28 protein-coding genes are annotated in these 24523 nt (G+C 25.6%); 13 read left to right on the top strand and 15 right to left on the bottom strand.

Annotation, left to right across the window (positions count from 1 at the left end; genetic code table 11):
- Both mobB and AELL_RS07405 read right to left on the bottom strand, forming a co-directional pair.
- Window positions 1–498 (bottom strand): molybdopterin-guanine dinucleotide biosynthesis protein B, encoded by a 498-nt coding sequence (mobB, locus tag AELL_RS07410; protein ID WP_118917336.1) that lies wholly within the window; start codon window positions 496–498, stop codon window positions 1–3.
- A 52-nt stretch (window positions 499–550) separates the two neighbouring features.
- A complete protein-coding gene (locus AELL_RS07405) occupies window positions 551–940 on the bottom strand; it encodes a PLDc N-terminal domain-containing protein (RefSeq protein WP_118917335.1) in 390 nt (129 codons plus the stop codon).
- A gap of 141 nt (window positions 941–1081) precedes the next feature.
- Between AELL_RS07405 and AELL_RS07400 the strand changes: the two genes are divergently transcribed.
- A complete protein-coding gene (locus AELL_RS07400; protein WP_118917334.1) occupies window positions 1082–1564 on the top strand; it encodes a hypothetical protein in 483 nt (160 codons plus the stop codon).
- On the opposite strand, the gene AELL_RS07395 is transcribed toward AELL_RS07400, so the two are convergent.
- From AELL_RS07395 to bamA, 6 genes are read right to left on the bottom strand one after another with little or no spacing between them, the layout of a single operon-like run.
- Entirely contained in the window at window positions 1533–3194 is a 1662-nt protein-coding gene (locus AELL_RS07395; RefSeq protein WP_118917333.1) for a lytic transglycosylase domain-containing protein, read from the bottom strand. The two genes, AELL_RS07400 and AELL_RS07395, sit on opposite strands and share 32 nt — an antisense overlap.
- Before the next feature lie 9 nt (window positions 3195–3203).
- Window positions 3204–3476 (bottom strand): YggT family protein, encoded by a 273-nt coding sequence (locus AELL_RS07390; RefSeq protein ID WP_118917332.1) that lies wholly within the window; start codon window positions 3474–3476, stop codon window positions 3204–3206.
- Window positions 3473–4774 (bottom strand): glutamate--tRNA ligase, encoded by a 1302-nt coding sequence (gltX, locus tag AELL_RS07385; RefSeq protein WP_118917331.1) that lies wholly within the window; start codon window positions 4772–4774, stop codon window positions 3473–3475. The genes AELL_RS07390 and gltX overlap by 4 nt, the downstream gene beginning before the upstream one ends.
- A gap of 2 nt (window positions 4775–4776) precedes the next feature.
- The gene (locus tag AELL_RS07380; protein WP_118917330.1) at window positions 4777–6069 is read right to left on the bottom strand and encodes a M16 family metallopeptidase; all 1293 of its coding nucleotides are present in this window, start codon (window positions 6067–6069) and stop codon (window positions 4777–4779) included.
- Window positions 6070–6075: 6 nt separating this feature from the next.
- Entirely contained in the window at window positions 6076–7149 is a 1074-nt protein-coding gene (locus AELL_RS07375) for a dehypoxanthine futalosine cyclase (protein WP_118917329.1), read from the bottom strand.
- A complete protein-coding gene (gene bamA, locus AELL_RS07370) occupies window positions 7149–9422 on the bottom strand; it encodes an outer membrane protein assembly factor BamA (protein ID WP_118917328.1) in 2274 nt (757 codons plus the stop codon). Before bamA ends, AELL_RS07375 begins: the two co-directional genes overlap by 1 nt.
- Window positions 9423–9507: 85 nt before the next feature.
- Between bamA and AELL_RS07365 the strand changes: the two genes are divergently transcribed.
- Entirely contained in the window at window positions 9508–10338 is an 831-nt protein-coding gene (locus AELL_RS07365) for a prephenate dehydrogenase (RefSeq protein ID WP_118917327.1), read from the top strand.
- Between the two features lie 18 nt (window positions 10339–10356).
- On the opposite strand, the gene folP is transcribed toward AELL_RS07365, so the two are convergent.
- Genes folP through AELL_RS07340 form a run of 5 tightly spaced genes read right to left on the bottom strand, consistent with a single transcriptional unit; the run spans window position 10357 to window position 14419 of the window.
- Window positions 10357–11496 (bottom strand): dihydropteroate synthase, encoded by a 1140-nt coding sequence (gene folP, locus AELL_RS07360; RefSeq protein ID WP_118917326.1) that lies wholly within the window; start codon window positions 11494–11496, stop codon window positions 10357–10359.
- A gap of 10 nt (window positions 11497–11506) precedes the next feature.
- Window positions 11507–12136 carry a DNA polymerase III subunit delta' gene (locus tag AELL_RS07355; protein ID WP_118917325.1) on the bottom strand — a complete coding sequence of 210 codons (630 nt, stop codon included), beginning with the start codon at window positions 12134–12136 and terminating at the stop codon, window positions 11507–11509.
- A 2-nt stretch (window positions 12137–12138) separates the two neighbouring features.
- Entirely contained in the window at window positions 12139–12690 is a 552-nt protein-coding gene (locus tag AELL_RS07350) for a HobA family DNA replication regulator (protein WP_118917324.1), read from the bottom strand.
- A gap of 2 nt (window positions 12691–12692) precedes the next feature.
- A complete protein-coding gene (locus AELL_RS07345) occupies window positions 12693–13904 on the bottom strand; it encodes an aspartate kinase (protein WP_118917323.1) in 1212 nt (403 codons plus the stop codon).
- Window positions 13905–13921: 17 nt separating this feature from the next.
- Window positions 13922–14419: an RNA pyrophosphohydrolase gene (locus AELL_RS07340; RefSeq protein WP_118917322.1), complete on the bottom strand. Its 498-nt coding sequence runs from the start codon at window positions 14417–14419 to the stop codon at window positions 13922–13924.
- 55 nt (window positions 14420–14474) lie between these two features.
- Here AELL_RS07340 and hemW point away from each other — a divergent pair, with 55 nt between their 5' ends.
- Genes hemW through AELL_RS07315 form a run of 5 tightly spaced genes read left to right on the top strand, consistent with a single transcriptional unit; the run spans window position 14475 to window position 19215 of the window.
- A complete protein-coding gene (gene hemW, locus AELL_RS07335) occupies window positions 14475–15542 on the top strand; it encodes a radical SAM family heme chaperone HemW (RefSeq protein WP_118917321.1) in 1068 nt (355 codons plus the stop codon).
- A gap of 53 nt (window positions 15543–15595) precedes the next feature.
- Complete coding sequence (prmC, locus tag AELL_RS07330; RefSeq protein WP_118917320.1) at window positions 15596–16423, top strand: peptide chain release factor N(5)-glutamine methyltransferase; 828 nt, start codon at window positions 15596–15598, stop codon at window positions 16421–16423.
- Window positions 16424–16437: 14 nt separating this feature from the next.
- Complete coding sequence (locus AELL_RS07325; protein ID WP_118917319.1) at window positions 16438–18405, top strand: M3 family metallopeptidase; 1968 nt, start codon at window positions 16438–16440, stop codon at window positions 18403–18405.
- 52 nt (window positions 18406–18457) lie between these two features.
- Window positions 18458–18919: a hypothetical protein gene (locus AELL_RS07320; protein ID WP_118917318.1), complete on the top strand. Its 462-nt coding sequence runs from the start codon at window positions 18458–18460 to the stop codon at window positions 18917–18919.
- A 17-nt stretch (window positions 18920–18936) separates the two neighbouring features.
- Window positions 18937–19215 carry a hypothetical protein gene (locus AELL_RS07315; RefSeq protein ID WP_118917317.1) on the top strand — a complete coding sequence of 93 codons (279 nt, stop codon included), beginning with the start codon at window positions 18937–18939 and terminating at the stop codon, window positions 19213–19215.
- On the opposite strand, the gene AELL_RS07310 is transcribed toward AELL_RS07315, so the two are convergent.
- Both AELL_RS07310 and AELL_RS07305 read right to left on the bottom strand, forming a co-directional pair.
- A complete protein-coding gene (locus tag AELL_RS07310; RefSeq protein WP_118917316.1) occupies window positions 19216–19572 on the bottom strand; it encodes a sirohydrochlorin chelatase in 357 nt (118 codons plus the stop codon).
- Window positions 19573–19625: 53 nt separating this feature from the next.
- On the bottom strand, window positions 19626–20678 hold the full coding sequence (locus tag AELL_RS07305; protein WP_118917315.1) for a tyrosine-type recombinase/integrase: 1053 nt from the start codon (window positions 20676–20678) through the stop codon (window positions 19626–19628).
- Window positions 20679–20798: 120 nt separating this feature from the next.
- On the opposite strand from AELL_RS07305, the gene AELL_RS07300 reads away from it, so the two are divergent.
- From AELL_RS07300 to AELL_RS07270, 6 genes are all read left to right on the top strand, one after another.
- Window positions 20799–21392 (top strand): hypothetical protein, encoded by a 594-nt coding sequence (locus tag AELL_RS07300; RefSeq protein ID WP_118917314.1) that lies wholly within the window; start codon window positions 20799–20801, stop codon window positions 21390–21392.
- A gap of 3 nt (window positions 21393–21395) precedes the next feature.
- Window positions 21396–21605 carry a hypothetical protein gene (locus AELL_RS07295; RefSeq protein ID WP_118917313.1) on the top strand — a complete coding sequence of 70 codons (210 nt, stop codon included), beginning with the start codon at window positions 21396–21398 and terminating at the stop codon, window positions 21603–21605.
- Window positions 21606–21607: 2 nt separating this feature from the next.
- Entirely contained in the window at window positions 21608–21829 is a 222-nt protein-coding gene (locus AELL_RS07290) for a hypothetical protein (RefSeq protein WP_118917312.1), read from the top strand.
- A gap of 196 nt (window positions 21830–22025) precedes the next feature.
- Window positions 22026–22430, top strand: a complete 405-nt coding sequence (locus AELL_RS07285; protein WP_118917311.1) for a hypothetical protein — start codon at window positions 22026–22028, stop codon at window positions 22428–22430.
- A gap of 96 nt (window positions 22431–22526) precedes the next feature.
- On the top strand, window positions 22527–23888 hold the full coding sequence (locus AELL_RS07280; protein WP_118917310.1) for a hypothetical protein: 1362 nt from the start codon (window positions 22527–22529) through the stop codon (window positions 23886–23888).
- Window positions 23889–24064: 176 nt separating this feature from the next.
- Window positions 24065–24523, top strand: a complete 459-nt coding sequence (locus AELL_RS07270) for a glycoside hydrolase family protein (protein WP_118917308.1) — start codon at window positions 24065–24067, stop codon at window positions 24521–24523.

Genomic DNA, 24523 nt, shown 5'->3' with positions numbered 1-24523 from the left:
TTATACTCTTTTTGCATTTTTATTTATCCAAGAGATTAACTCTTCTGGATTGTTTAAATCTAATTTTTCAATATTGTTTGGAATATCATCTTTATTGATAGTTTCATCACAAGCAATTGCATCTGTAACACCAAAATAACTTTCATCTAATCTATCTCTAAAAATAGAAATCCTTGGAAGTTCTAAAGTTTTTAATCCTTCAACTAATAAATAATCAAAATCTTTAAAAAGTTCTATTAAATCATCAATTGAAGAAGTAGATTTTTTGAAATAAGTTGTTTTATTTGGACTTACAACAGCAACATCTGCACCAGTTTGAGAAAATTTAAAGGAATCTTTTCCTTCTCTATCAAACATAGCTTTATCTTTTGGATCATGTTTTACAATTGATACTTTAAAACCTTGATCTTGAAGAATACTTGCAACTTTTACAATGGCAGTGGTTTTACCACTATTTGATGGACCTGAAAAGGCTACTACTAATCTTTTTTTATTCATAAGTCGGATTTTATCTAAATGATTGTTAAACTTAATTTACGTTAGGAATATTTTACTTATAATTAACTACTTGTATTCTTTTAAAATCAGGATAAACAAATGCACTAAAAGGTACAAATAAAATCAATGTTATCCAAAGAAGTTTGTTATTTTTTCTTTTAAATTTATTTTTTAAAACAGAAAATAATGAATAAATCCAAGTAATAATATAATTTATTGCAAAAATAACAATGAATATTAAAATTTCAAAATATAAAGCAATCGCTAATATTATAGAATTTAAAATAATTTGGATAATCAAAAGTTTTGGTGTATATTTTTCATTAGTTTGGATGTAACCTGAACTCATAATATTTGAATATGTAATTTCAGGAGAGTTTTTCCTTAGACTACTTTTTAATCTTCCATTTAATTTAATTCGTTCTTTTCTATTTTTTTTCATTGTAAATTCTTTTATTTATTTTGGTTATTTATTTAAAATTATTATTTTTTTCATCATATCATTTTTTTGCTAATTTTTTATAAAAATATTTTTCAAAGCCTTTGTACTGTAAAATAGGGGTAATAAAAGCTTGGAGAGATTATGTATAAAATTATATTTCTTTTATTTATTTCACTTTTTTTTGTTTCTTGTGGTCCTAAAAATAGTGCATTTAGATATTTTGAAAAAAATGATGTTGAAACAAGAGGAGTACAGTTTACAAAAAAAACTGATATATTAAAAGATAAAGAAGTTGATGTAATTTTTATGGCTACTTATCTAAATAAAATTGATAAAAAAATATCAGATACAAAAAATGAGGTATTTCTAATTTTTACATACTTTTCAAATAAAGAATCTCAAAATATAGAAGATAATGCTTATCAAATTTTCTTAAATGAAAAAGAGCCAATTTTGGTAGAAAAAGTAGAAAAAGATGATGAAAACTTCAAAGATTTAATGTTGAAAAATCATTGGGGAAACTATTATTTAGTTAAGTTTGACTCTATTGACGATATAAACTCTTTAAAATTAGAATTAAAAAATTCAGAGTCTAGTAGGGCGATACTAGACTTTGAAAAATAGTAGATAGTGAAATAGGATTTTCACTATTTAGATAATTATTATAAATATAGTAATTTGCAAGAACTTTTTTACCATACTCTCTAGTTTCTGTAAAAGAAATCATTTCCATACTTAAAAATGGTTCAAATTTCCCTTTTCCTGAAAATAGACCTTTTTGTAGTTGTCTTTTTGTATATCCACCACCACCATTATATGCATAAGCTATAAATAAAGGATTATTATCAAATTGTTTCATTAGTGTATCTAAATGAAAACTTCCATATTTAATATTTTTATTTGGTATAAATTGTTCATAAATATTATAATCTTCATTTAATTTTTTTGAAATATCAAGGGATAAAAATGGCATTATTTGCATTACTCCTTGAGCTGAAGAAAAAGATATAGAAGATGGAATAAAATGACTCTCTTGTCTTGCTATTGAATAAATTAAAACTTGTTTGTAAATATCGTAATTTTTAATAATATTTCTATATGGAGTTATATAATATTGAGTTTTGTATTTATTAAATCTTTCTAAAACAAAAGTTAAGTGAGGTAAAGTATTTTCATCACTAAAAATTTCATAATATTTTTGAAGTTTTGCTTCATCAAGATTTTTTTTAGTATCTTCAACAACTTCCATCCATTTAAAGGCATCATAAATATCAAAAGAACTTTTTGTATTTTTTAAATCAACATTAAAGACGATATTATCAGGTTTTATTCTATATATCTCTTTTGCATATAAAGAGTAGATATTATTATCCCAACTTGTCGATAATTCTTGTAAAAAAGAGGTATTTTTACTTACTAAATATAACCAAAATAGAGATTTATCTTTATCAATTTTTAAATAAGATTTATTGTATGAATTTAAAAAGAAGTTATAAGCTGCGTTAATATTGTCATTATTAACAGCATTAATCCCAAGTAAAAATTGTATTTGAGGTGGTAACTCTTTGTTTGTTTCAAATAAAAATAATGATTTTTGGATATTTGTAAGTTTTTTATCAAAAACTACATATCTTAAAAATTTCTCAAAATCTTTTTCTAAAGATATTTTATTTAAAAGTTCATTTGGAATTTTTTTGTTTAAAACTTTAATTCTATAATCTTCTCCTAAATCAAAAAAAAGTCTCAAAAATCTTTTTACATCTGAATTTACTAATGAAGTAAAAGGATCATTTGAATTTAAAATTATTAAGTCATTTTTCAAAGTAGGGTATGGGTCAAGTTTTGTTATAAAATAAGTTAAATCTTTTTTTGATAATCCTTGTGCTTCTTGTAAAGATAATCCTAATGCAATACATTTTGAATCTTCATTTTTTAATTGTTCTATACTTGCTCTATAACATTTTAAATCAATAGGAGCAGTTTTTTTATATTTGTCATTAAAAACTTTTTTTAGTGTAGCATTTGTTCCATTACCCATTTCATAAGCAATTTTTGCATCTTCAAAAGATAAATTATCTTGATTTAGATATTGTAAAATAAAAAAGTCTTTTGCATAAGATTTAGGTTTTTGTTCAAGCCACTCTAAAGTAACTTTGAAATCTTTTTGTAAGAAATCTGTAGTGCTAATTTCACTAGCACTGACAGATAAATTTAATAATATAGTAGCACTTAAGCTAAAAAGTTGTTTTTTCATAATTATATATTAAAAAGCTAAACTTTTTAAAAATGTCTCTAAAAAAATTAGTGCAAAAATTAAAATAAGAGGAGCTAAATCCATCCCTCCAACAACAGTTGGAATATATCTTCTTACAAATGCATAAGCTGGTTCTGTTAATCTATAAAGCATCTGAACAATTGGATTATAAGGATCAGGTCTAACCCAAGTTAAAAGAGCAGAAATAATAATAACCCATTTGTATAAAAATATAATACTTAAAACTATTGTAAAAATAGAGTTTAATAAAGCATCTATCATTTTATAATCTCTCCTAAATAATTTTTAATTAAAGGATAAATATCTGAAATGTTTGGACCATTATCAACACCTGTTAAAATATATCTTAATGGTTTAAATAGATTTTTACCTTTTAATCCTGTTTGTTCCATTACATATTTTTTTAACTCTTCATAATCCTCAAAAAATGGTGCTTTTTGTAAACACTCTTTTAATTTTGAAAACTCTTCTTCAAAACCTTCACAAGAAGTTTTTGGTGCAAAAATTGGTTCAATTTTTTCTTTTATCTCTTTTGTTGTACTTGCTTCTTCTAAGAAAATTTTTCCAAGTTTTCCAATATCAGCATCAGCAAAACCTAAAATTTTTGATAATCTCATTTCATCAAGCATTTCAATATGTTTTCTATTTATAAATCTTAATTTATCAATATCAAATTTTGCAGCACTTTTTGAAACATTCTCTATTTTAAACCACTCAATAGCTTCTTCTAAAGTAAAAATTTCAGTTGGAGTTTTATTTCCCATTAAAACTAAATAATTAGCAATAGCACTTGGTAAAAAACCTTGTTCAATTAACCATTTTACACTACTTGCATCATCTCTTTTACTCATTTTTTTACCAGTTTGAGCATTTAAAATAATTGGTAAATGAACATATTTTATCTCTTTTTCATATCCCAAAGAGTTTCTTACATGAATTTGTTTTGGAGTATTTGAAACATGGTCTTCACCACGAATTACTACAGAAATATCCATTAACATATCATCAACTGCACATGCATAGTTGTATGTTGGTGTTTTATCTTGTCTTAAAATAATAAAAGAATCAACATCAAATGGTGCATAATCAAAATCACCTTTTAATAGGTCTGTAAATTTGATATTTTGTTCAGGTTTTTTAATTCTAACTGTAAAAGGAGCATTTGTATTTAAAACTGTTTCATCAGATAAATTTTCACAAAATCCATCATATCTAAATGGTTTTCCCTCTTTTTTTGCTTCTTCTCTTAATTCATCAAGTTTATCATCACTACAAAAACAAGCAAATGCTTTTTTTTGAGTCATTAGTTGTAAAGCCATTTTTTGATGGTATTTTAAATTTGCACTTTGATAGAAAAGTGATTTATATTCAATTGAAAAAAGATTTAAAATTTCTAAAATCTCTTTATCTTTTCCTTCAATATTTCTTTCTGTATCTGTATCTTCAATTCTAATTATTAAATCTTCTTTTAATTGTTTAGATACAATATAATTAAAAATAGCAACTCTTAAGTTACCAATATGCATATCTCCTGTTGGACTTGGGGCAAATCTTAACAAAATTATTTCCTTACAATTGAAAATGTTAAATTATTAATCTCATTGTGAGATTTTATATATTTGTTTAAATCATCTAATTCTAAATTTTGAATTTTTTCTAACTCTTTTTTAGAATAATCAGGCTCTAAACCTCTATAGTATAGAGTAAATGCTCTATTTAATCTTTGAGCTAAAGTTTCACTTCTTAAAGGTTCACTTCCTGTTAAAAAGTTTTTAGCTGCTTCTAATTCCTCTTTTGTTACACCTTTTTCAACAAAATCTGCAACAATTTGAGAAACAAGTTTTTGTGCTTCATCTGCACTTTCATTTTTAGTTTGTAAATAACCATTAAAGTAAGTATGAGATTTATTTATTGAAATTGAACCATAAGCACTATAAGCTAAACCTCTTTTTACTCTAATTTCTTCCATTAATCTTGAACCAAAACCTGAACCACCCAATATAAATGATGCAACTTTAGCTTTATAATTCTCTTCATCTTTTGAATTTATATTAAAAGAACTTCCAAAATAGATATAAGCTTGTTCCGTCTCTTTTATTAAAGTTTTTTCATCTTTTTTAGAAGAGAAAATTATCTCTTGAGCTTGAGCTTTTTCTCCAACTTTTAAATTATCTAATATTGGTTTTATTAAAGATTCAAATTCACTTAAATTAAAATCTCCACCTGCAACGATAATTAGGTTATTTAAACATAAAGTTTGATTTATAAAAGTTTCAATATCTTTTAATTTAATCTTTGAAATTGAATCAACACTTCCAGCAGCTGGATTTTCTAAAGGAGTATTTTTAAACAAAATTGATTTTAGCTGATTTTGTGCAATATAATCAAAATCATTCTCTTTTCTTTTTAATCCACCAATTTGAATAGTTTTTAATTTATTTAAAGTATCTTCTCTGAAATTTGGAGATTTTAATAAATCATTTAATAAATTTATTGCTTTTTTTGATTCTTCTTTTAAGCTTGATAATTCAATTACTAATGTTTCAAAACCATTTGAAGTATTTATTGTAATTGCATTTTCATCTAGTTGTTCTGCAAATTTAGTTGCTCCTAACTCTTTTGTTCCTTCATTTAAAAGCTTTGATGAAAGACTAACTAATCCATTTTTATCTTTGTCTTGAATATAACCAGAATTTTGAAAAACTAACTGTAAATTTAAAATTGGTAAACTTTTTTGTTCTTCAAAAATTACAGGGATTTCAACCCCTTTTATATTAATATGCTTTATTGTAGCACCCATTAAACTTCCTTGTAAAATTGCTATTATAAATAAAAAATAGTATTTTATTTTCATTAGATTTTAAAACCTTTCTAAAATCTCATAAGCTGTATTTCTTTTTGCAGGATATTCACCAATATCTTTTATCAATCTTATCATTTCATCTTGATTCATTCTATTTGCTGCACCTGCTGCTTTTACAACATTTTCTTCCATCATGGTACTTCCTAGGTCATTTGCTCCAAATTTAAGTGCAAGTTGACCGATATAAGAGCCTTGTGTAACCCAAGAACTTTGCATATTTTTAAAGTTATCTAAATAGAGTCTAGCAACAGCTAATAATCTTAAATATCTATTTGAAGATTGAGGTTTGATTTCAGGATGTTCTTCTGCAAGTTTTGTATTTTTACCTTGAAAAGACCACATAATAAATGCTCTAAATCCACCTGTTTCATCTTGTAATTTTCTTAAATGTTCCCAATGTTCAATTATCTCTTCATCAGTTTCAACTGTTCCAAACATCATAGTTGCAGTTGTTTTCATACCAATTGAATGAGCAAGTCTATGAACTTCTAACCATTCTTGGGTATCCATTTTTTTAGGAGCAATTATATCCCTTACTCTATCAGATAAAATTTCAGCACCAGCTCCTGGAATTGAACTTAAACCTTTTGCTTGTAATCTTTTTAAAACTTCAAGTTTTGAAATTTTTGAAATTCTAGCAATAAAATCAATTTCAATTGCAGAAAAACCATGAATTGTAATTTGTGGATATTTTGTATGAATATGATTTACTAATTCTTCATAATAATCAATTTTTAATTTTGGATGAACTCCACCTTGGAAAAGGATTTGTGTTCCACCAATAGCTAATAATTCTTCTATCTTTTCATCAATCTCATCAAATTTTAAAACATATGAATCTTCATCTTTTCCATGTCTAAAAAAAGCACAAAATTTACAATCTACCCAACAAACATTTGTATAGTTAATATTTCTATCAACTATAAATGTTGTTAATTTTTCTGGATGAAGTTCAGCTTTTTTAGCGCTTGCCATTTCACCTAATTCTAAAAGTGAAGCATTTCTTATTAAATCAAGTGCTTCTTCATTTGTAAGTCGTTTTTTTAAATCAACTTCAAGTTTTTTAACCATTAGAAGCTTGCTCCTAATGAGAATTCAAATGATGAAGTATCATCACCTGGCTCATCATCAAGTGCTCTTGAGAAGATTAATTGTAATGGTCCCATTGGTGAAATCCATTCTAACAATGCACCAGCTCCTGATCTTTCAATATCATTAAATGTATCTTGTCCAATCATTCCATAATCATAGAATAATCCCCATCTCATTTTTGCACTTGGGATTAATGGGAAACTCATCTCTGCTGAATTTGCCCATAAGTTTTTGTAAGGGTCTGTTTTATAACCTGTTTCATTAGCTGGGAAAGCAGAAGATTTATAACCTCTTAAAGTTTTTGGACCTCCAAGATATAAAGAGTCTCCTTGATTAATTTGACCATTATCAATTAAAGTTTTCATTTGAGTTTTTAATCTTAATACCCAATCAAGCTCTGTTAAATCTTCTAAAGAGTAAAAATATTTTAAATATGCACTAGGTTTTACATATTTTGAATCTCCACCAATTCCAGCATATTCAGCTGAAACTCCAGCTCTATAACCTTCTCTTGGGAAATAATAATCATCTGTGTTGTCATAATTTAGATAAGGTGTGATTGAACTTGAAGTATAATCTTGTGATTCATAAATTTCTTTAGAAATATCTCTAGATGCTAAAAAAGTAGAAGTATAATCATAATCTTCACTAACAAAATCAAGTCTATATCTTGCTCCTGCATATAAGTTTCTCATAACCTCTTTACCTAAAGCAACAGAGAAACCTTTTGTATCTATAGTTGAATCATAAGTATCTCTGTTGATTTCTGATTCAGTACTATGAACTTCTACTTCACCATTGTAGTCACTATCTCTAATAGCAGGATTTTTTAAACTTAATTCAAATCTATTTGTTCTAGCCGATAAGTCTGCACTTAATCCAAGTGCCATTCCTGAACCAAAAATATTTACATCGCTAATAGATCCATTAACCATAAATTTGTCGTAAGAACCATATCCTCCACCTAGCATTAATGAACCAGTTGGTGCTTCAGTTACTTTTACAACAATATCCATTTTTGTATCACTAACTCTTTTTTCTTCAATTTGAACATCTTCAAAGAATCTTGAACGTTTTAATTTATTTGTTGAGTCTTTAAAATCAGTTAAATTATATAAATCTCCAGGAGCTAAGAATACATTTCTTCTAATTACTCTATCTAAAGTTCTATTATTCCCCGAAATTTTTACATCATTAATATAAACTTTTTTACCAGGAATTACATTATAAATAACATCAACTTTTCTTTCTGCTTCATTTTTCTTTAAATCAAATTTAACTTCTGTAAAAGCGTAACCTTGATTTGCCACTTGAGTTTTTATATAGTCTTGGTCAGCTCTTAATTTTTTAATATTAAAAGTATTTCCCACAATTAGTTTTAATTCAGGATAAATTGTTGCAGGGTCTACAATAGATGAATCTAAATATATTTTGATGTCATTTGTTGTATATTTTTCACCTTCAAAAATAAAGAAGTCTAGTTTTGCTTGGTCAGATGCAAAATCAATATCTAAAAATGGTTCTTTAACTTGAGCATCTAAATAACCTTTTTCATAATACAAATCATTAATTCTTCTTGCATCATACTTTAATTGGTCAATTTTTACTTCACCATCATTTTGTCCAAACCACCAAGAAGCAAACTCTATTTCTTTATTTGCAGTAACTAAATCAAAATCATCTTGTTCTAAATTATCAGCACCGTGATAATTTGCTTTTTTAATAATGATTTCATCACCTTTATTTACATTAAAAGTAACTTTTAATGATTGCTCGTTTATTTTTTCAACTTCAGTTTCTACAACAGAGTTAATAAATCCTTCACTTTCAAGCATACTAAGAAGTTTTTCTTTTGCTTCTTTTATTCTTTTTTCAGTATACATTGAACCTTTTTTTAATCTAATTAGATTTTTTAAAGTTTCAATATCTTCACTTCTTGATTTATAACCTTTTATATCAATACTTGCAATTGAAGGTTTTTCTTTGAAAATTAATTTTAAATTACCATTTTCATTTACAATTTTAATATCTTCAAAATAACCCTGTTTATAAAAATTTATAACAGCATCATTTAGCTTATCTTCATTAAGTTCATCACCAACTTTCATATTTAAAGTTTCATCTAATATTTGAGGTGAAATTTTGTTTACATCTTTATATTCTATTGATTTTATTGTAGTAGCGCTTAATGCTGTTGCACAAGCAAGAGATAATAGTACGACTTTCTTTTTCACAACTATCCTTATTTTCATTATAGTGCATTAATATATCTAAATATAGTTTATATAAATATAAAGTAGGCTATAATCCTTTAATAATTTATAAAAAGGTCGTAGTTTGAATATTGGAATTATTGGTTTAGGACTTATGGGTGGTTCTTTAGCAAAAGCTGTAAAAAGATATGGTATTGCAAAAAAAGTTTATGGTTTTACAAATAGTGAAAAAAATAAAAAAGATATTTTAGATTTGAATTTAGTTGATGAGTTAGTAGATTTAGAGACATTAAAAAAAGTTTCAGATGTAATTATATTAGCAATTCCTGTAGATGCAATTATTGGAATGTTTCCAAACTTTTTAGATATAGATGATGAAACAACAATAATCGATATGGGTTCAACTAAAGAGTATATTGTAAAAAGTATTCCAGAAAAAATAAGAAAAAATTTCATTGCAGCTCATCCAATGACAGGAACTGAAAAATCGGGTCCAAAAGCTGCTATTGATGATTTATATGAGGGAAAAACTGTTGTTTTTTGTGATTTAGAAGATAATGCAAATTTACATGTAAATAGAGCATTTAGAATTTTCCAAGAAATTGGTATGAGAATTGTTGTAATGGATAGTGACCAACATGATATTCACGCTTGTTATATCTCTCACTTACCTCATGTTATATCTTTTTCTCTTGCAAATACAGTTATGAGTCATGAAGACCCAAAATCAATCATTGCACTTGCAGCTGGTGGATTTAAAGATATGAGTAGAATTGCAAAATCAAGTCCAAGAATGTGGAGCGATATTTTTAAACAAAACAGAAAAAATCTTTTAGCTTCTATTGAAACATTTGAAGAACAATTACAAAGTGCAAAAAAAATGGTTGAAAATGAAGATTATGAAGCTTTAGAAGCTTGGATGAAAAAAGCAAATACTTTACATGAGATACTATAAAAATAGTATCTCTTCTTTTTAATTTATATTATTTATAGCTTCAAAAACTTTTATTGCTTGATAGTGTTCTTTTACATCATGACATCTAATAATTGAAGCACCATATCTAATAGATTCTAAATGAATAGCTAGAGTTCCAGGAAGTCTATCAACAATTTCAGTTGGAGTTATCATATTAATCATAGATTTTCTACTTGCACCTATTAATAATTCATAACCAAAATGTTTAAAATGTTCTAAATTCTTTAAAAGTAATAAATTGTGTTCTAATGTTTTTCCAAAACCAATACCAACATCTAAAACAATATCATCTATTCCAAAACTTTTAGCTTTTTCTATTTGATTTTTTAAATAAGTATCAATATCTAAAATTACATTTTCATACGTTGGATTTTCTTGCATATTTGTTTGATTATTTTGCATATGCATAATTACAACCTGCGCATTGTATTTTGAAGCTATTTTACAAACTTCATCATTTTCTAAACCTGTAATATCATTTACAATTTTAAAACCATGATTTAAAACATAATCAATAACTTTAGGAGCATAAGAATCAATTGAAAAATCAACTTTTTCGTAATATTTATTTTTATAAATAGTTTGAACTATATCTTTTACCCTTTCTAATTCAACATCTTCAGAAACTGCAAGACTTCCAGGTCTAGAAGAAACTGCTCCAATATCAATTATATTAGCTCCATCTTCAATCATTTTTTCAATTTTTATTGAAGCACTAGAGTTATCAAATCTACTATTTTTAAAAAATGAGTCTTCATTTGCATTTAAAACACCCATTATTTTTGTTTTATAATTTTGTTCTTTTACATAATCTTTTAAAGTTTTAGCTAACTCTTTTAAACCAAAAGGTTGAGCTAACTCTTTTCTAGATAAAACTTCAAAATGTTTAGTTGTTCCAATTAAAACTGCATCTACATATTTATCACGAGCTACAATAACTCCACTTGGAACTGCTAAATCAGCACCAATAGATAAAGCATCTTGTTTTAAAATATTTGCAGCTCCCACATGTAAATCTTTTATGTATAAAGTATGAAGTTTTGATTTTTTAGATAGTATTTCTATACCACCTTTATCACAACCTAAATTTTCATAAAATTTTTTTGTATCAGATATTGATATTTTATATGTTTGCATATAAAACCTTTTAATTTTTATTTTTTTGATTTGCCAAAAATAGAAGTAGGGTAGTTAACACATTTATTGGTCTTGAATTTAATTCTAATAATTTTATTGATTTAGAAAAGAATTCTAACTCTTTTTGTGATAATTTTATTTTTTGATTATTTACTTTTAATAAAATTGATTCTACAATATCTTTAGCTTCTTGTTTAGAAATTTTTTGATTTTCTTTTAAAAAGTTATAAATATCTTTTAAATCTAATTTATTTAGATTTAGAGTAGATTCTTGTTTTATCAAAGATTTTTTTAGATATTTGTATGGTAATCTCGAATAAATTGTTGGTAAAAGAGATGTTTTAGAATTTGTTATTATTATAAAAACAACATTTCTTGGTGGCTCTTCTAAAATTTTAAGTAAAGAGTTTTGAGCCTCTTTTCTAAAAGTTGTTCCACATAAAAAAATATATTTTTTTTCAATTGAAGCAATATATGCTTCTTTTATTGCTTGTGTAGCTTGAGCAATTTGAAATTCTTCTTTTTCTTCATTTTTTATAATTCTTGTAGAATGTAAAGGATATTTTGGAATCAATTCATTTATAGTTGTTTCAATATCATTTACTATTAAAATAGAAGAGTTTTCAATGAATTCAATCATTTTTAATTTTCCACATTAATTTCAGCAAATAAAGAAGCACTAACTGATTTATTATATAATCTAAACATTTGTAAAAGTTTCATATCTAAAGCTTCATCACTACTTTTTAAATTAAATGCATCTTGTTTCTCTTCATCAAATAACCATAAAAAAGAGTTCTTAGAAACTTTTGGAATAATAGCTCTTACATCTTGACTTTTACCAATATACCAAAAACAATATCCATTTGGAAAAGAGATACTTAACATATCTTTTATATATGAAATATCTTCATCTGATTTTACAGCATCAATATATCTATAAAAAGATTTAAAATCATAGTAAGGTAAAAACGGTCGATTTAATTTAGGAGAATTAATATTTCCTAAAATATATTCTAAAAACCATTCTCTCTCTTTATCTGTAACAACAATAATAGAAAAACCTCTTTCTAATAAATTGTTTATGTTTTTAGATACTAATGGTGTCCATTCGTACTTTTTTTCTTCCAACCAAGGAGATATTAATCTATCTTCCCTGATTGTATTTACAGTCCAATTTAGAAATTCTTGCACTATTATTTATCCAGCTCATATGCGTCATGTAAAGCACGAACTGCTAATTCAGCATATTTTAAATCAACAATCATAGAAATTTTAATTTCACTTGTAGAAATAATTCTAATATTGATATTTTCATTTGCCATAGCTGTAAATGCTTTTGATGCAACTCCTGTATGAGATTTCATACCAACACCAACAACTGAAACTTTACAAATTGCTTCATTATAGTCAATGTTTTTTGCTTGTTCTTTAAATTGTTCCATAACTTTTTTACAAATTTCAAAATCTGTAGTTGGAATTGTAAAGTCTAAATCAGTAGTACCATCTAATCCTCTTGTTTGAACAATCATATCAACATTGATATTTGCATCAGCAAGAGCTGTAAAAATAGCAGAAGCAATACCAGGTTTATCAGTAACTCCATACATTCCTACTCTAATTTGGTTTTTATCTAAAGCAATTCCACTAACGATTGGTTTTTCCATTATATTTTCTTCCTTTGTGATTAATGTACCATCAACTTCTGGCGTAAAGCTGCTTCTTGATACTAAATTTACATTTAATTTTTTCGCCATTTCTACAGATCTATTTTGTAATACTTTTGCACCTAAACTTGCTAATTCTAACATTTCATCGTAAGAAATTTTTTCAAGTTTTTTTGCTTTTGGTTCAATTCTAGGGTCTGTTGTATAAATACCATCAACATCAGTATATATTTCACAAACATCAGCTTCAATAGCCCCAGCAATTGCGACAGCAGTTAAATCACTTCCACCTCTACCTAAAGTTGAAACTCTTAATGTATCTTGTGTAACACCTTGGAAACCTGCAACAATTATGATGTTTCCATCATTTATTGCTTTTTTCATTTCCATTGTATCAATAGATTCAATTCTTGCTTTTGTATGAGCATTATCTGTAATAATTCCAGCTTGTCTTCCACTCATAGACATTGCTTTATAACCCATTTCATTTAAAGCAATAGATAAAAGTGCAGAAGTAACTCTTTCTCCTGAACTTAAAAGCATATCAATTTCATCTAACTTAGGAGTTTTCGAGTAATATTCAGCATATTCAATTAATTTATTAGTCTCTCCACTCATAGCCGAAACAACAGCAATTACATCATGCCCTTCATCTCTGATTTTTTTGATGATATTTGCAACATTTTGTATTCTATCAAGTGTACCAACACTTGTTCCACCAAACTTAAGTACTTTTAACATTTAATTTTTTATCCTTTTTAAATATAACCTTCATTCTTAAAATATTTTAAAACTTGTTTATAAACAGTTCTTTTGAAAAAAGTTATATATTCATAAATATTTTTAGTAGGCACAAATTTATATTCGCTAAATTCAGGAATCTCCGTATTAATATTTATTTTAGCGCCTTTTTTTAATTTCACTAGATAATATTTTTGTCTTTGCCCATCATAAGGATACATCCTTTTTGCAATTGCAGGAGGAAATTCATATGAAACCCAAGTAGGGTATTCAGCAATAATTTCTACTTCTCTAGTTCCAATCTCTTCTTCTAATTCTCTAAATAATGCTTCTTTTGATGACTCACCATCATCAATTCCTCCTTGAGGAAATTGCCAAGCATTTTCTACATCAGTTCTTGAAGCAATAAATATTTCGCATTTATGAGGATATTTTGCTGATAGTACAATTGCGGCAACATTTGGTCTAAACTTTTTTTTCTCGTGGTTAATTGTATTTTCTCTTTTATCAGTCATAAATATATTTTCCCTTATAATTAGCCAGATATTTTACAAAAACTAGGATTAAAAATTGCTTTTATATATACACATTCCCTTCTGCGATAGTAAATGTTTTTACTGCGCTTTTAACTCATATACTGATAGATTTCACCTAAAACAGGAATATATGAAGGCATTAAAAAAACAATTAAAATATAATTTAGATAATTATGTTTTGAAAAGAAATAAAAAAATTGAAACAGTTTTCATAGGAGGAGGAACTCCTTCTACAATAAAAGCTTTTGAATATGAAGAAATTTTTTCGATGATAAAACCTTTTTTAACAGAATTTGCAGAAATTACAACTGAAGCAAATCCTAATTCAGCATCTTTTGAATGGCTACAAAGTATGAAAGATTTTGGAGTAAATCGTGTTAGCTTTGGAGTACAAAGTTTTGAAAATAACAAACTAAAATTCCTAGGACGTTCACATAATAGTAATAGTGCTATAAAAGCTATACAAAATGCAAATAGTATAGGTTTTAAAGGTATTAACTGTGATATAATTTATGGTGTTCGAGGTGACACGATAGAGAGTATAAAAAGTGATTTAGATGTTGCTTTTTCTCTTCCAATTACACATTTGAGTGCATATTCACTTACTATTGAAGAAGGAACAAAGTTTTTTGATAGAAGTAGTGTAAAAATTGATGATGAAGAGTTGTCTTATGAAATTTTTGATTACATTAATAAAAAAGGTTTTCACCAATATGAAATCTCAAATTTTGCAAAAAATAAAGAATCAGAATCAAAACATAATTATGGTTATTGGCAACATAAAGAGTATTTAGGAGTTGGAGCTGGAGCTGTTGGATATATTAATTCTCAAAGAGAATATCCAAGTAAAAGTATTGAAGAATATATCAATGATCCACTATTTTTTGAAATAGAAAAAATAGAGGAAGTTGACGTAAAAACTGAAAAAATTTTACTTGGATTTAGATGTTCAAATGGAGTAGAATTAGAGCTTTTTAATGAAAAAGAAAAAGAAAAAATTGATGAATTAATACAATATAATAAGCTGTATATAGAAAATAAAAAAGTTTATAATAAAAACTTTTTGCTAGCTGATGAGTTAGCTTTATACATATTAGATTAATCTCTTAATTATTTTTATAATATAATCTAAACTTTTAAAAGGTAAATAAATTAATGACGATAAAAGAAATTGTAAGAAAATATACAAATCAATTAAAATTAGTAACTCATATTCCTGCAAAAGAGGTTGAGATACTAATTATGCATCTACTAGATAAAAATGCTATTTGGCTTCATTTAAACTACAATCAGGAATTTTCAAAAGAAAAAGAACTTGAAGTTTTAGTAAAAAAAAGAGCTACGAATTATCCTTTGGAATACATTATAAATAAAGCTTCATTTTATGGTGAAATGTTCATTGTAAAAGAAGGTGTATTAATTCCTAGACCTGAAACTGAAATTTTGGTTGAAAATGCTGTTGAAATCTTAAAAGATATTAAAGAGCCTATAAAAGTTTTAGAAATTGGAACAGGTAGTGGAATAATATCTGTAATGTTAGCTATGTTAATTGAAAATATTAAAATTATTGCAGTTGATATAAATGAAAAAGCATTGGCTTTAGCAAAAGAGAATGCTATTAAGCATAATGTTTTAGAAAAAATAGATTTTCGCTTGAGTAATTTATATGAAAATGTAAATGAAGATGATATCTTTCTTACAATTTCAAATCCTCCGTACATAGCAGATGATTATAAATTACCTCAAAATGTAAAGTTTGAACCATCAAATGCACTTTTTGGAGGAGTAGTTGGGGATGAACTTTTAAAAGATATTATAAAACAAACTAATGATAAAAAAATTCCATATTTACTTTGTGAAATGGGATATGACCAAAAAACTCCTTTAGAAAACTATTTCAAAGAGTTTGAAGTTGAATCTTATAGTTTTTATAAAGATTATGAAAGTTTTGATAGAGGATTTACTCTAAAATTTAAAAAATGAGAAAGGAATAAAAAATGTTTAAAGAATTTGATTTAAGTAATTTAGAAAATAGTAAAGAATTATTAGAAAAGTTTTTAGATGAAAATAGAAAAAAAGTTGATGAGTTATTAAAAATAGAAAATAAAACTTATAAAAATTTTGTTTTACCTTTTCAAGAAATAGGGGAGAGTATAAATGATTTTTTAACTCCAATCTTTCATATTGATTCTGTTAAAAACTCAGAAATAACTACAAAAGTTTATGAAGAGTGTATTCCAGTTATCTCAAAATATGAAACAGAAATTTCTCAAAATGAGAATATATATAGTGCTTTAGTAGATATACAGTCTAAAGAAAAAAGTACTTTAAACAATATACAAAATAAAGTTTTAGAAAATGAAATAAGAGATTTTAAACTTTCAGGTTGTCACTTAGAAAATAACAAAAAGAAAAGACTTGAAGAGATAAATTTAAGACTTAGTGAAATTTCTCATAAGTTTTCACAAAATCTTTTAAATGCTACAAAATCTTTTGAAATGATTATTGACAATTTTGAAGATGTAAAAGAAATCCCAGCTTCTGATTTAGAATTAGCAAAATTTGAAGAAGAAGGAATTACAAAATATAAATTTACATTACAAATGCCATCTTATTTAGCATATATTACTTATGGAACATCTAGAGAAAAAAGAGAAGAAATATATAAAGCATATTGTACAAGAGCACCAGAAAATGGAAAAATAATAGAAGAACTTTTAGCTTTAAAAGATGAAAAAGTAAAAATCTTAGGTTTTGAAAACTATGCTCAATATTCACTTGCTACCAAAATGGCTTCAAAAGAAGAAGATGTTGTTTCATTTTTAGAAGAATTAGGAAGTAAAGCTAAAAATAGAGCAAAAGAAGAACTTGAAGAGATAAAAGCTCTTGCTTTAAAAGATGGAATATCAGATTTTAAATCTAGTGATATGTCATATTATTCTGAGAAATTAAAAAAAGCTCAATATGATTTAGATGAAGAATATTATAGACCATATTTTGAACAACAATCTGTTTTAAATGGATTTTTTGATTTTTTACATCAAATGTTTAATATCAAATTTACAAAAGCAAATACTCCTGCTTGGGATGAAAAAGTAAAAGTATATGACTTAAGCGAAGATGGAAAAATAGTTGCTAGAATTTATATAGATTTAGAAGCTAGAAAAGAGAAACGTGGTGGTGCATGGATGAATAATTGGCATACATACCATAGAAACTCAAAAGGTGAAATAAAACTTCCAACAGCTTATATTGTAGGAAACTTCCCACAATCTACAGAAGAAACTCCTTCACTATTAAGACATTCAGATGTAGTAACACTTTTCCACGAGATGGGTCATGCATTACATCATCTTTTAAGTAAAATTGAAGAGCCATTTGTTAGTGGAATTTCTGGTGTTGCTTGGGATACAGTAGAATTTCCATCACAATTCTTAGAATATTTCTCTTATGATAAAGATGTTTTAAAACTTTTTGCAAAACATTATCAAACAGGAGAAGTTTTAGATGATGCAGCTATTGATAGAATTATAAAAGCTAAAAATTTTCAATCTTCTTTAGCAACTGTAAGACAAGTTGAATTTGCATTGTTTGATTTTAAACTACATCAAAAATTATACAAAACTGAAGAAGAGATACAAAATTTATTGGATTCTGTAAGAGAAAAATTCTCAGCAATGATACCTCCAAGATATAATAAATTCCAAAATGGTTTTTCTCATATCTTTAGTGGAGGATATTCTGCTGGATATTATTCATATAAATGGGCAGAAGTTTTAAGTGCAGATGCATTTTATATGTTTATTGATTCAGGAAATATCTTTAACAAAGAGTTAGGAATTAAATATAGAGATACGATTTTAAGCCAAGGTGGTTCGTATGATATGGATAAATTATTTTTCAATTTTGCACAAAGAGAACCAAGTGTTGATTCTTTATTAAAAATTGATGGAATTATTAGCTAAATTTTGTAATAATACGGCTTTTAATAATATATACCAACGGGGATTTAATAACATGACAAACGCAGAAACAATTTCAAAATTAAATAACGCTTTAAGTACTTTAATTAAGGCATATGAAGAACTTCAAGATGAAAATAATAATTTGAAAAGTAGAATTAATGAATTAGAAGATGAAGTTTTAGAATTAGAAGCGGCAAAAGAAGATTTAGAGAAAAATGTTGATGAGTTTAAAAATCATACTCAAGAAGATAAATCAAATATTAGTTCTATGTTAGGTAAAATAGAAAGTATTTTAAATAGAAAAATTGGTGATTCTACACCTTCAAGTTCAACAGCTACAAAAGTTGAAGATAAAAAAGAAGAGGAAGAAGTAAAAGAAGAACCAAATATTTTAAATACAAACCCAAACTCTTTTGAAAATGTATTACAAAAAGAAGAAGTAAAAGAAGAATCAAATAGTAATAAAATAGATTTAAATAGAATGGCTTCTTTATTAAATGGTTTTAATCATTAATAAAAGAATTTGAATTTATGATTATTTCTGTAGATAAAGATTCTTTATTTAATATATTTGGAGTTAGTAGTTTCAATTCTTTAGAAGATAAGATTGATTCTATGGCTCCTTCATTAGTAGAGTATCATTTATCAAATTTTTACAATTATAACAATGACAATGTATATTTTAACAAACGAGATGTTGAAGAGAGCGTTTCAATTGGAGAATATAATTTGTATTTTGATTATAATGAGAATATTTATTTAGAAGTTACTGAATCAAACTTAGATGATAATACTCAAACTCTTTGGTAATCAAGAGTTTGATATTATCATATTTTCAATGCCATTACATAATCCAATATGTGGTAATAAAATAAATTCTAATTCAGGATATTGTTTTTTGAATTTTTTTATTTCACAAGGAATATCTTCTAAAACATGTTTCCCTGCAGCTAAAAAATAAGGAAATATTTTTATTTTTTTACAGTTTTTATTTATTGCATTATTTATAGTTATAAATAAAGATGGTTCACTCAGTTCTAAAAAAGCATGAAAAACATGAAGATTTGTATTTTCATTTGACTCTTTAATTTTTTCTACAATTGTTACGATTTCATCATTTGAACTTTTCATTTTACTACCATGAGCTACAATTATTAAAGCTTCCATTCTTCCATCCTTTCTCTTAAATTAAATATTTATTTATATTACAGAAATATTATTTAAAATATCTCTGTAGTTTTACGTAATCTTTCTTTATCAAAGTGTGTATAAATTCTAGATGTGTTAATATCTGCATGACCTAGAGCTTCTTGAACAAGTATTAAATCATGATGTTTTGCATAAAGTAGGGTTGCAAAACTATGTCTTAACATATGTGCACCATTTTTTTCTTTTCTTATTCCTGCACTTATTAAAATGTTTTCAACAATTCTACTTATGTATGCTTGAGTTAATCTTTCACCTTTTTGATTACAAACTAACAAATCACTATTGCAAATTCTCATATCTAACCAATTTCTTAAATCATTTTCAATAATTAAGCTTTTTATCATTACAACTCTTGGTTTATTACCTTTTCCTCTTATTTGAAGTAAATAAACATTATCTTCTTTAAATATATCTTTTATTTTTAAATTTAGGATTTCACTAACCCTAACTCCAGTATATATTATAATTTTTAATATTAATCTATTCCTATAAGAAGTATTGTTTGAAAACTCAAAAGTATCAATTGCATTTAAAAATCTATCAATTTCATCTTTATTCATAAAAGAGGGTAGTTTTGTACCACTTTTTCCACTTAAACCTCCCCAATTTTTTAGTTCAATTTTAAATAAATATGAACTTCCATCTTCATTTTGATTTTGTTTATCTATATATGAAAATAGTGATAATAGGGCAATTCTATGGTTTTTTTTAGAAGCATCAGATAAAGAACTTGTCTCACTAGCTAAAAAATCACTAAGTAATTCTTCATCTATTTCTTTCATTGAAGCAAGTCCAAGAGTAACAATAAAATTGTATAGTTTTAATAGGGGATTAAAATATGTATTAACTCCTGCTAAACCTATATTTCTTGCTTCTTTAACAATAGTAGCTAATTCATCAATAGATTTAGTTCCTTTTACTAATTGTTGAATTATTGAAGCTAATTTTTCTTTATCTGTAACTTGTCTGTTTGATAATGTTGTAAGTTTATTTCTAACAAATCTTTCAATCCAAAATAATAATGTATCGTTAAAGTTACTCTTAAAATCTAAATCATATCTCATTTTAATCCTAATCAATAAATATCTAATGAAAGTATTATAACAGAAGATATATTTATTTTAGTTTGAAAATTATAGTTTTCAATACTAAAACTATAAAAAAATTAAAAAAGGTTTTTTTCTATGGAAAATATATCAAATGACGATTTTATAAAACTTTTAAACATAGCTTTAAAAGATGAAAAAATAAATAACTATGAGTTTAAAATGCTGTTATATATTTTTAATAACTCTGATTTTCTAATCACTCAATTAAAAAAAGATTTGAGAATATCATCATTTAATATGATTTCTAAATTTTTAAAAAATCTAGTAAATGAAAACTATATTATTAAAGTTTCTAAACATATAAAAAATTCTAAAAATGTTAGTTCATATAATTATTTTATAAATGTTGAAAAGTTGCAATTACAAAATAATAATAAAAACACGATTAATAATGCTTTCTATGATAATTGGAATTTATATTATTACTTCTTTGAAAAAATCCCAACAAATAAAAAAGTAGATAAAAACTTAAATTTAAAACAAATTACTCTCTTATTAGAGTTTGATAATTATCCTATTTTATATTTAAAAAATCTAATTGATTTTGTTTCGGAAAATGAGGAATTAAAATTTTTATATTCTCGCCCTCTTTCGTTTAGAAAAAATATAAATGAAATTATTTCACTTTATGAAAATAAAAATCAAATTACATCAACAAAGGAGAATTAATAAATGAATTTATTAAAAGCAACTAATCATAACAAATTAAAAGCAGTTCAAGAACTTAAACAACTAATTAAACAATATGAAAATGAGGTGGAGAAACTAGGCTCTATTTTTTTATCTAAACAACAAAAAGAAATCTTAGGAGAAGAAATAAAACTTTTAGAAATCAGTTTAAAAAGTAAATTTTTCATAGCTTCTCAAATGAAAGGATTTTAATTATGAGTGCGTGTCAAATTTATTACAAAAACAGAATACCAAACGACCAACAACACTTAATAAAAAAAGTGACTGTTAATGAATTATTTGAAGCTTTTGAAAAATCATTTCCTTCATTAGATGAGAAAAAACACAACTTTGAAAAAGTTGTAAATATGGGAAAAAATTTTTATTTAGGCTTTGACGGTCTTTTCTATAAATTGGACTTAGGAGAAGTTTTATAACTCCCCTATTCTAAAAAAAAGAAATTAAAAGAATAAGAGAAAAAAACTGGGCTTAGGGCTTTGCCCGATTTGCCCTAAATGAAATTAGAAAAGGGCGAAGCCAAAAGAATTTAAAAAAATCTAAATATTAATTTAGCTTTCTTTAAGTTCTTATGAACTTAACCAAAAAAATTAAACAAAAAAAAGGATTTTTATTATGAGTAAAGAATTAAAAGAAACTGGCTTAACATTTGAGGAGTTAGTAGCCAAAGAACTGGAAAAACAAAGAATTGAATTTGAGAACAAATTAAAACAAAGGGAAGAGAATAAAGTATCTCTTGGGGCTACTGTTGTTGAGTTAATACAAATTGATGGTAAACCAATTTTAGACAAAGAAACTAAACAACAAAAAGAAATTAATGGAGAGTTAGCCTTTTATCCAAACTCGTATAAGGTTAAATTATCTTTTAATGGTGGAGAAATCGAAACACCAATAAACCAAAACAATTTTAATTCTTTAGAAACTGGAGAAAAATATTTAGCTAAAGGAAGACTTGGAGAGGTTAAAGAGTTTGGGAATACTTATATAAGACCTATTTTCACGGAGTTTATTAAGCTTTAAAATTCAAAAAAAAAGCTTTTCCCCCGTCTGGATTAACAAGGGGGGCTAAACGGGACAAAGCAACCCAATAGACAAAATAAAAAGGATTAAAAAAATATGTTTGTTTGTTTAAATGATTTAGTTGATACTTTAAAATTACAGTTTTATTGCTCTGACGTTGAAAAGGATAAATTACATTTTAATTTGCACGTTTCGCATTATATGGATTTAAAAAATGAAGCAATGACAATTAAAAGCGACGACCCTCAACAACGTTATAAAATGACTTCTATTGATAAAATAAAGTTTAGAGTAATGGCAACAACACAAAAGGGCTTTAATGTAGTTCTTCAAAATGGAGATTTTACGTTATCTTTAAGAAAAATTGATGATAAAAATCATAATCCAGTTGTAAAAGCTGAATTTAGGGCGGAGTTTCTTTTAAGATGTGGTTATCAAAAAGCTATTAATATTGTAGTTGAAACAGTTGAAGAAATGTTAAAAAACTATTTTATTAAAGTTAGTGAGATACATTTAGCTAAGGACGTGCAAAAATATAATTTCTCAATGTTGGATTTTTATAGATTAAAAACATTAAAACGTAATAAAGAAATATTTAATCAAGATACAAACATATATTACAGCGGTTTAAAATTTACTGGCTTTTCTGTTGGTAAAGGTGCGGAAATGCTAAGAATTTATAATAAAACTCACGAAATAGACAAAAACAAAAATAAAGCTTTTGTTAAATATTTGAGTTGGGATTATAACCCCTCTTATGATGAAACTTTGCCCGTGTGGCGGATTGAGTTTCAATTAAGAAGGGAAAAATTAAAACAACTATACAGTTCTTGGGGTATGGTTGAAAGTTTACAAAGCTTATTAAAATCTATTGGTAGCTTGTGGGATTATTTAATAAATACTTTTGTTTTAAAAGATTTATCAATTAAAGAATGTCAAGAAATACAAGCAGGTTACAGATTTAAAGGAGATGAGTTATTAATTTTAAATGCTGATACAGTTAAAAAAAGATTTCAAAGGGCGAATTTGTCGCCTTTATGGTCTTTTATTTCAACATTTAAGGGCAATATTGTAGAAAAATTACAAAAGATAAAAGATATTAAAAAACCTGCTTCAATGTATGTAAAAAATGCTTTTAAAGCTGTACTTTCTACATTTATTAAACTTAAAAGAGGTGTTTTTAATTCTTATGAATTAACAGAAATTTTAATCGAAGCAGATAAAGAACTCCAACAAAAAAAGAAAATTAATATCGTAGATAATGCACGTCTTAAAACTTTAGATTATTGCTCTAGGGCTAAAGATTATTATAATCATACTGGAATTGATGAAATACAATATAACAATTATTCACAACAATTAAGAAAAAATTTAATGGATACTTTCGTATTAATCGACGGAAAAGAGTCAACAATACAAACATTTAAAGAATTTAATAAAAGGTTAAAAATTGCGTGAAATTACATTAAAAAAGAATGAAATTTGTTTTTTAAAAAGTGTGTGCGATTTGATAGAAAATAATATTAATTCAGAAAATAAAATTAATATAAATGCTTTTCAAATCTCAAAAGATTTAGGGATTACTTATAACGGAGTAAGAAAAATTATTAAAAGATTAAAGGAAATATAAAACAATGAATTATGAATTATTAGAAAAATCAATTAAAAAAAGTGAAAACATAAGTTTAAAACCCTACTTATGCCCAAAAGGTCATTTAACTATTGGTTGGGGTAGAAATTTAAAACTTAATGGAATTTCAAAAAGTGAAGCAGATTTATTATTAAGAAATGACATTTTAAATATTAAATTGGAATTAGAAGACAAACTTCCAATATTTAAAAAATTAGATGATATTAGACAAAATGTTCTTTTAGAAATGGCTTTTAATATGGGTGTTCCAAACTTATTGGAATTTAAAAATACTATTAAATATTTACAAAATAACGACTTTCAAAGTGCTTCGGAAGAAATGCTAAATTCAAAATGGCATAAAGATTTTATTAACTACGATATGCAAGATAATAAAAGAGGTAATTCAGGACTTTTAAGAAGTGAATATTTATCAAAAGTAATGAGAGAAGGAAAATATTAA

The organism is Arcobacter ellisii, from assembly GCF_003544915.1.
GTDB lineage: Bacteria > Campylobacterota > Campylobacteria > Campylobacterales > Arcobacteraceae > Aliarcobacter > Aliarcobacter ellisii.
Note: the sequence above shows the minus strand (reverse complement) of the source record. Positions and strands in the feature narration are given on the sequence as shown.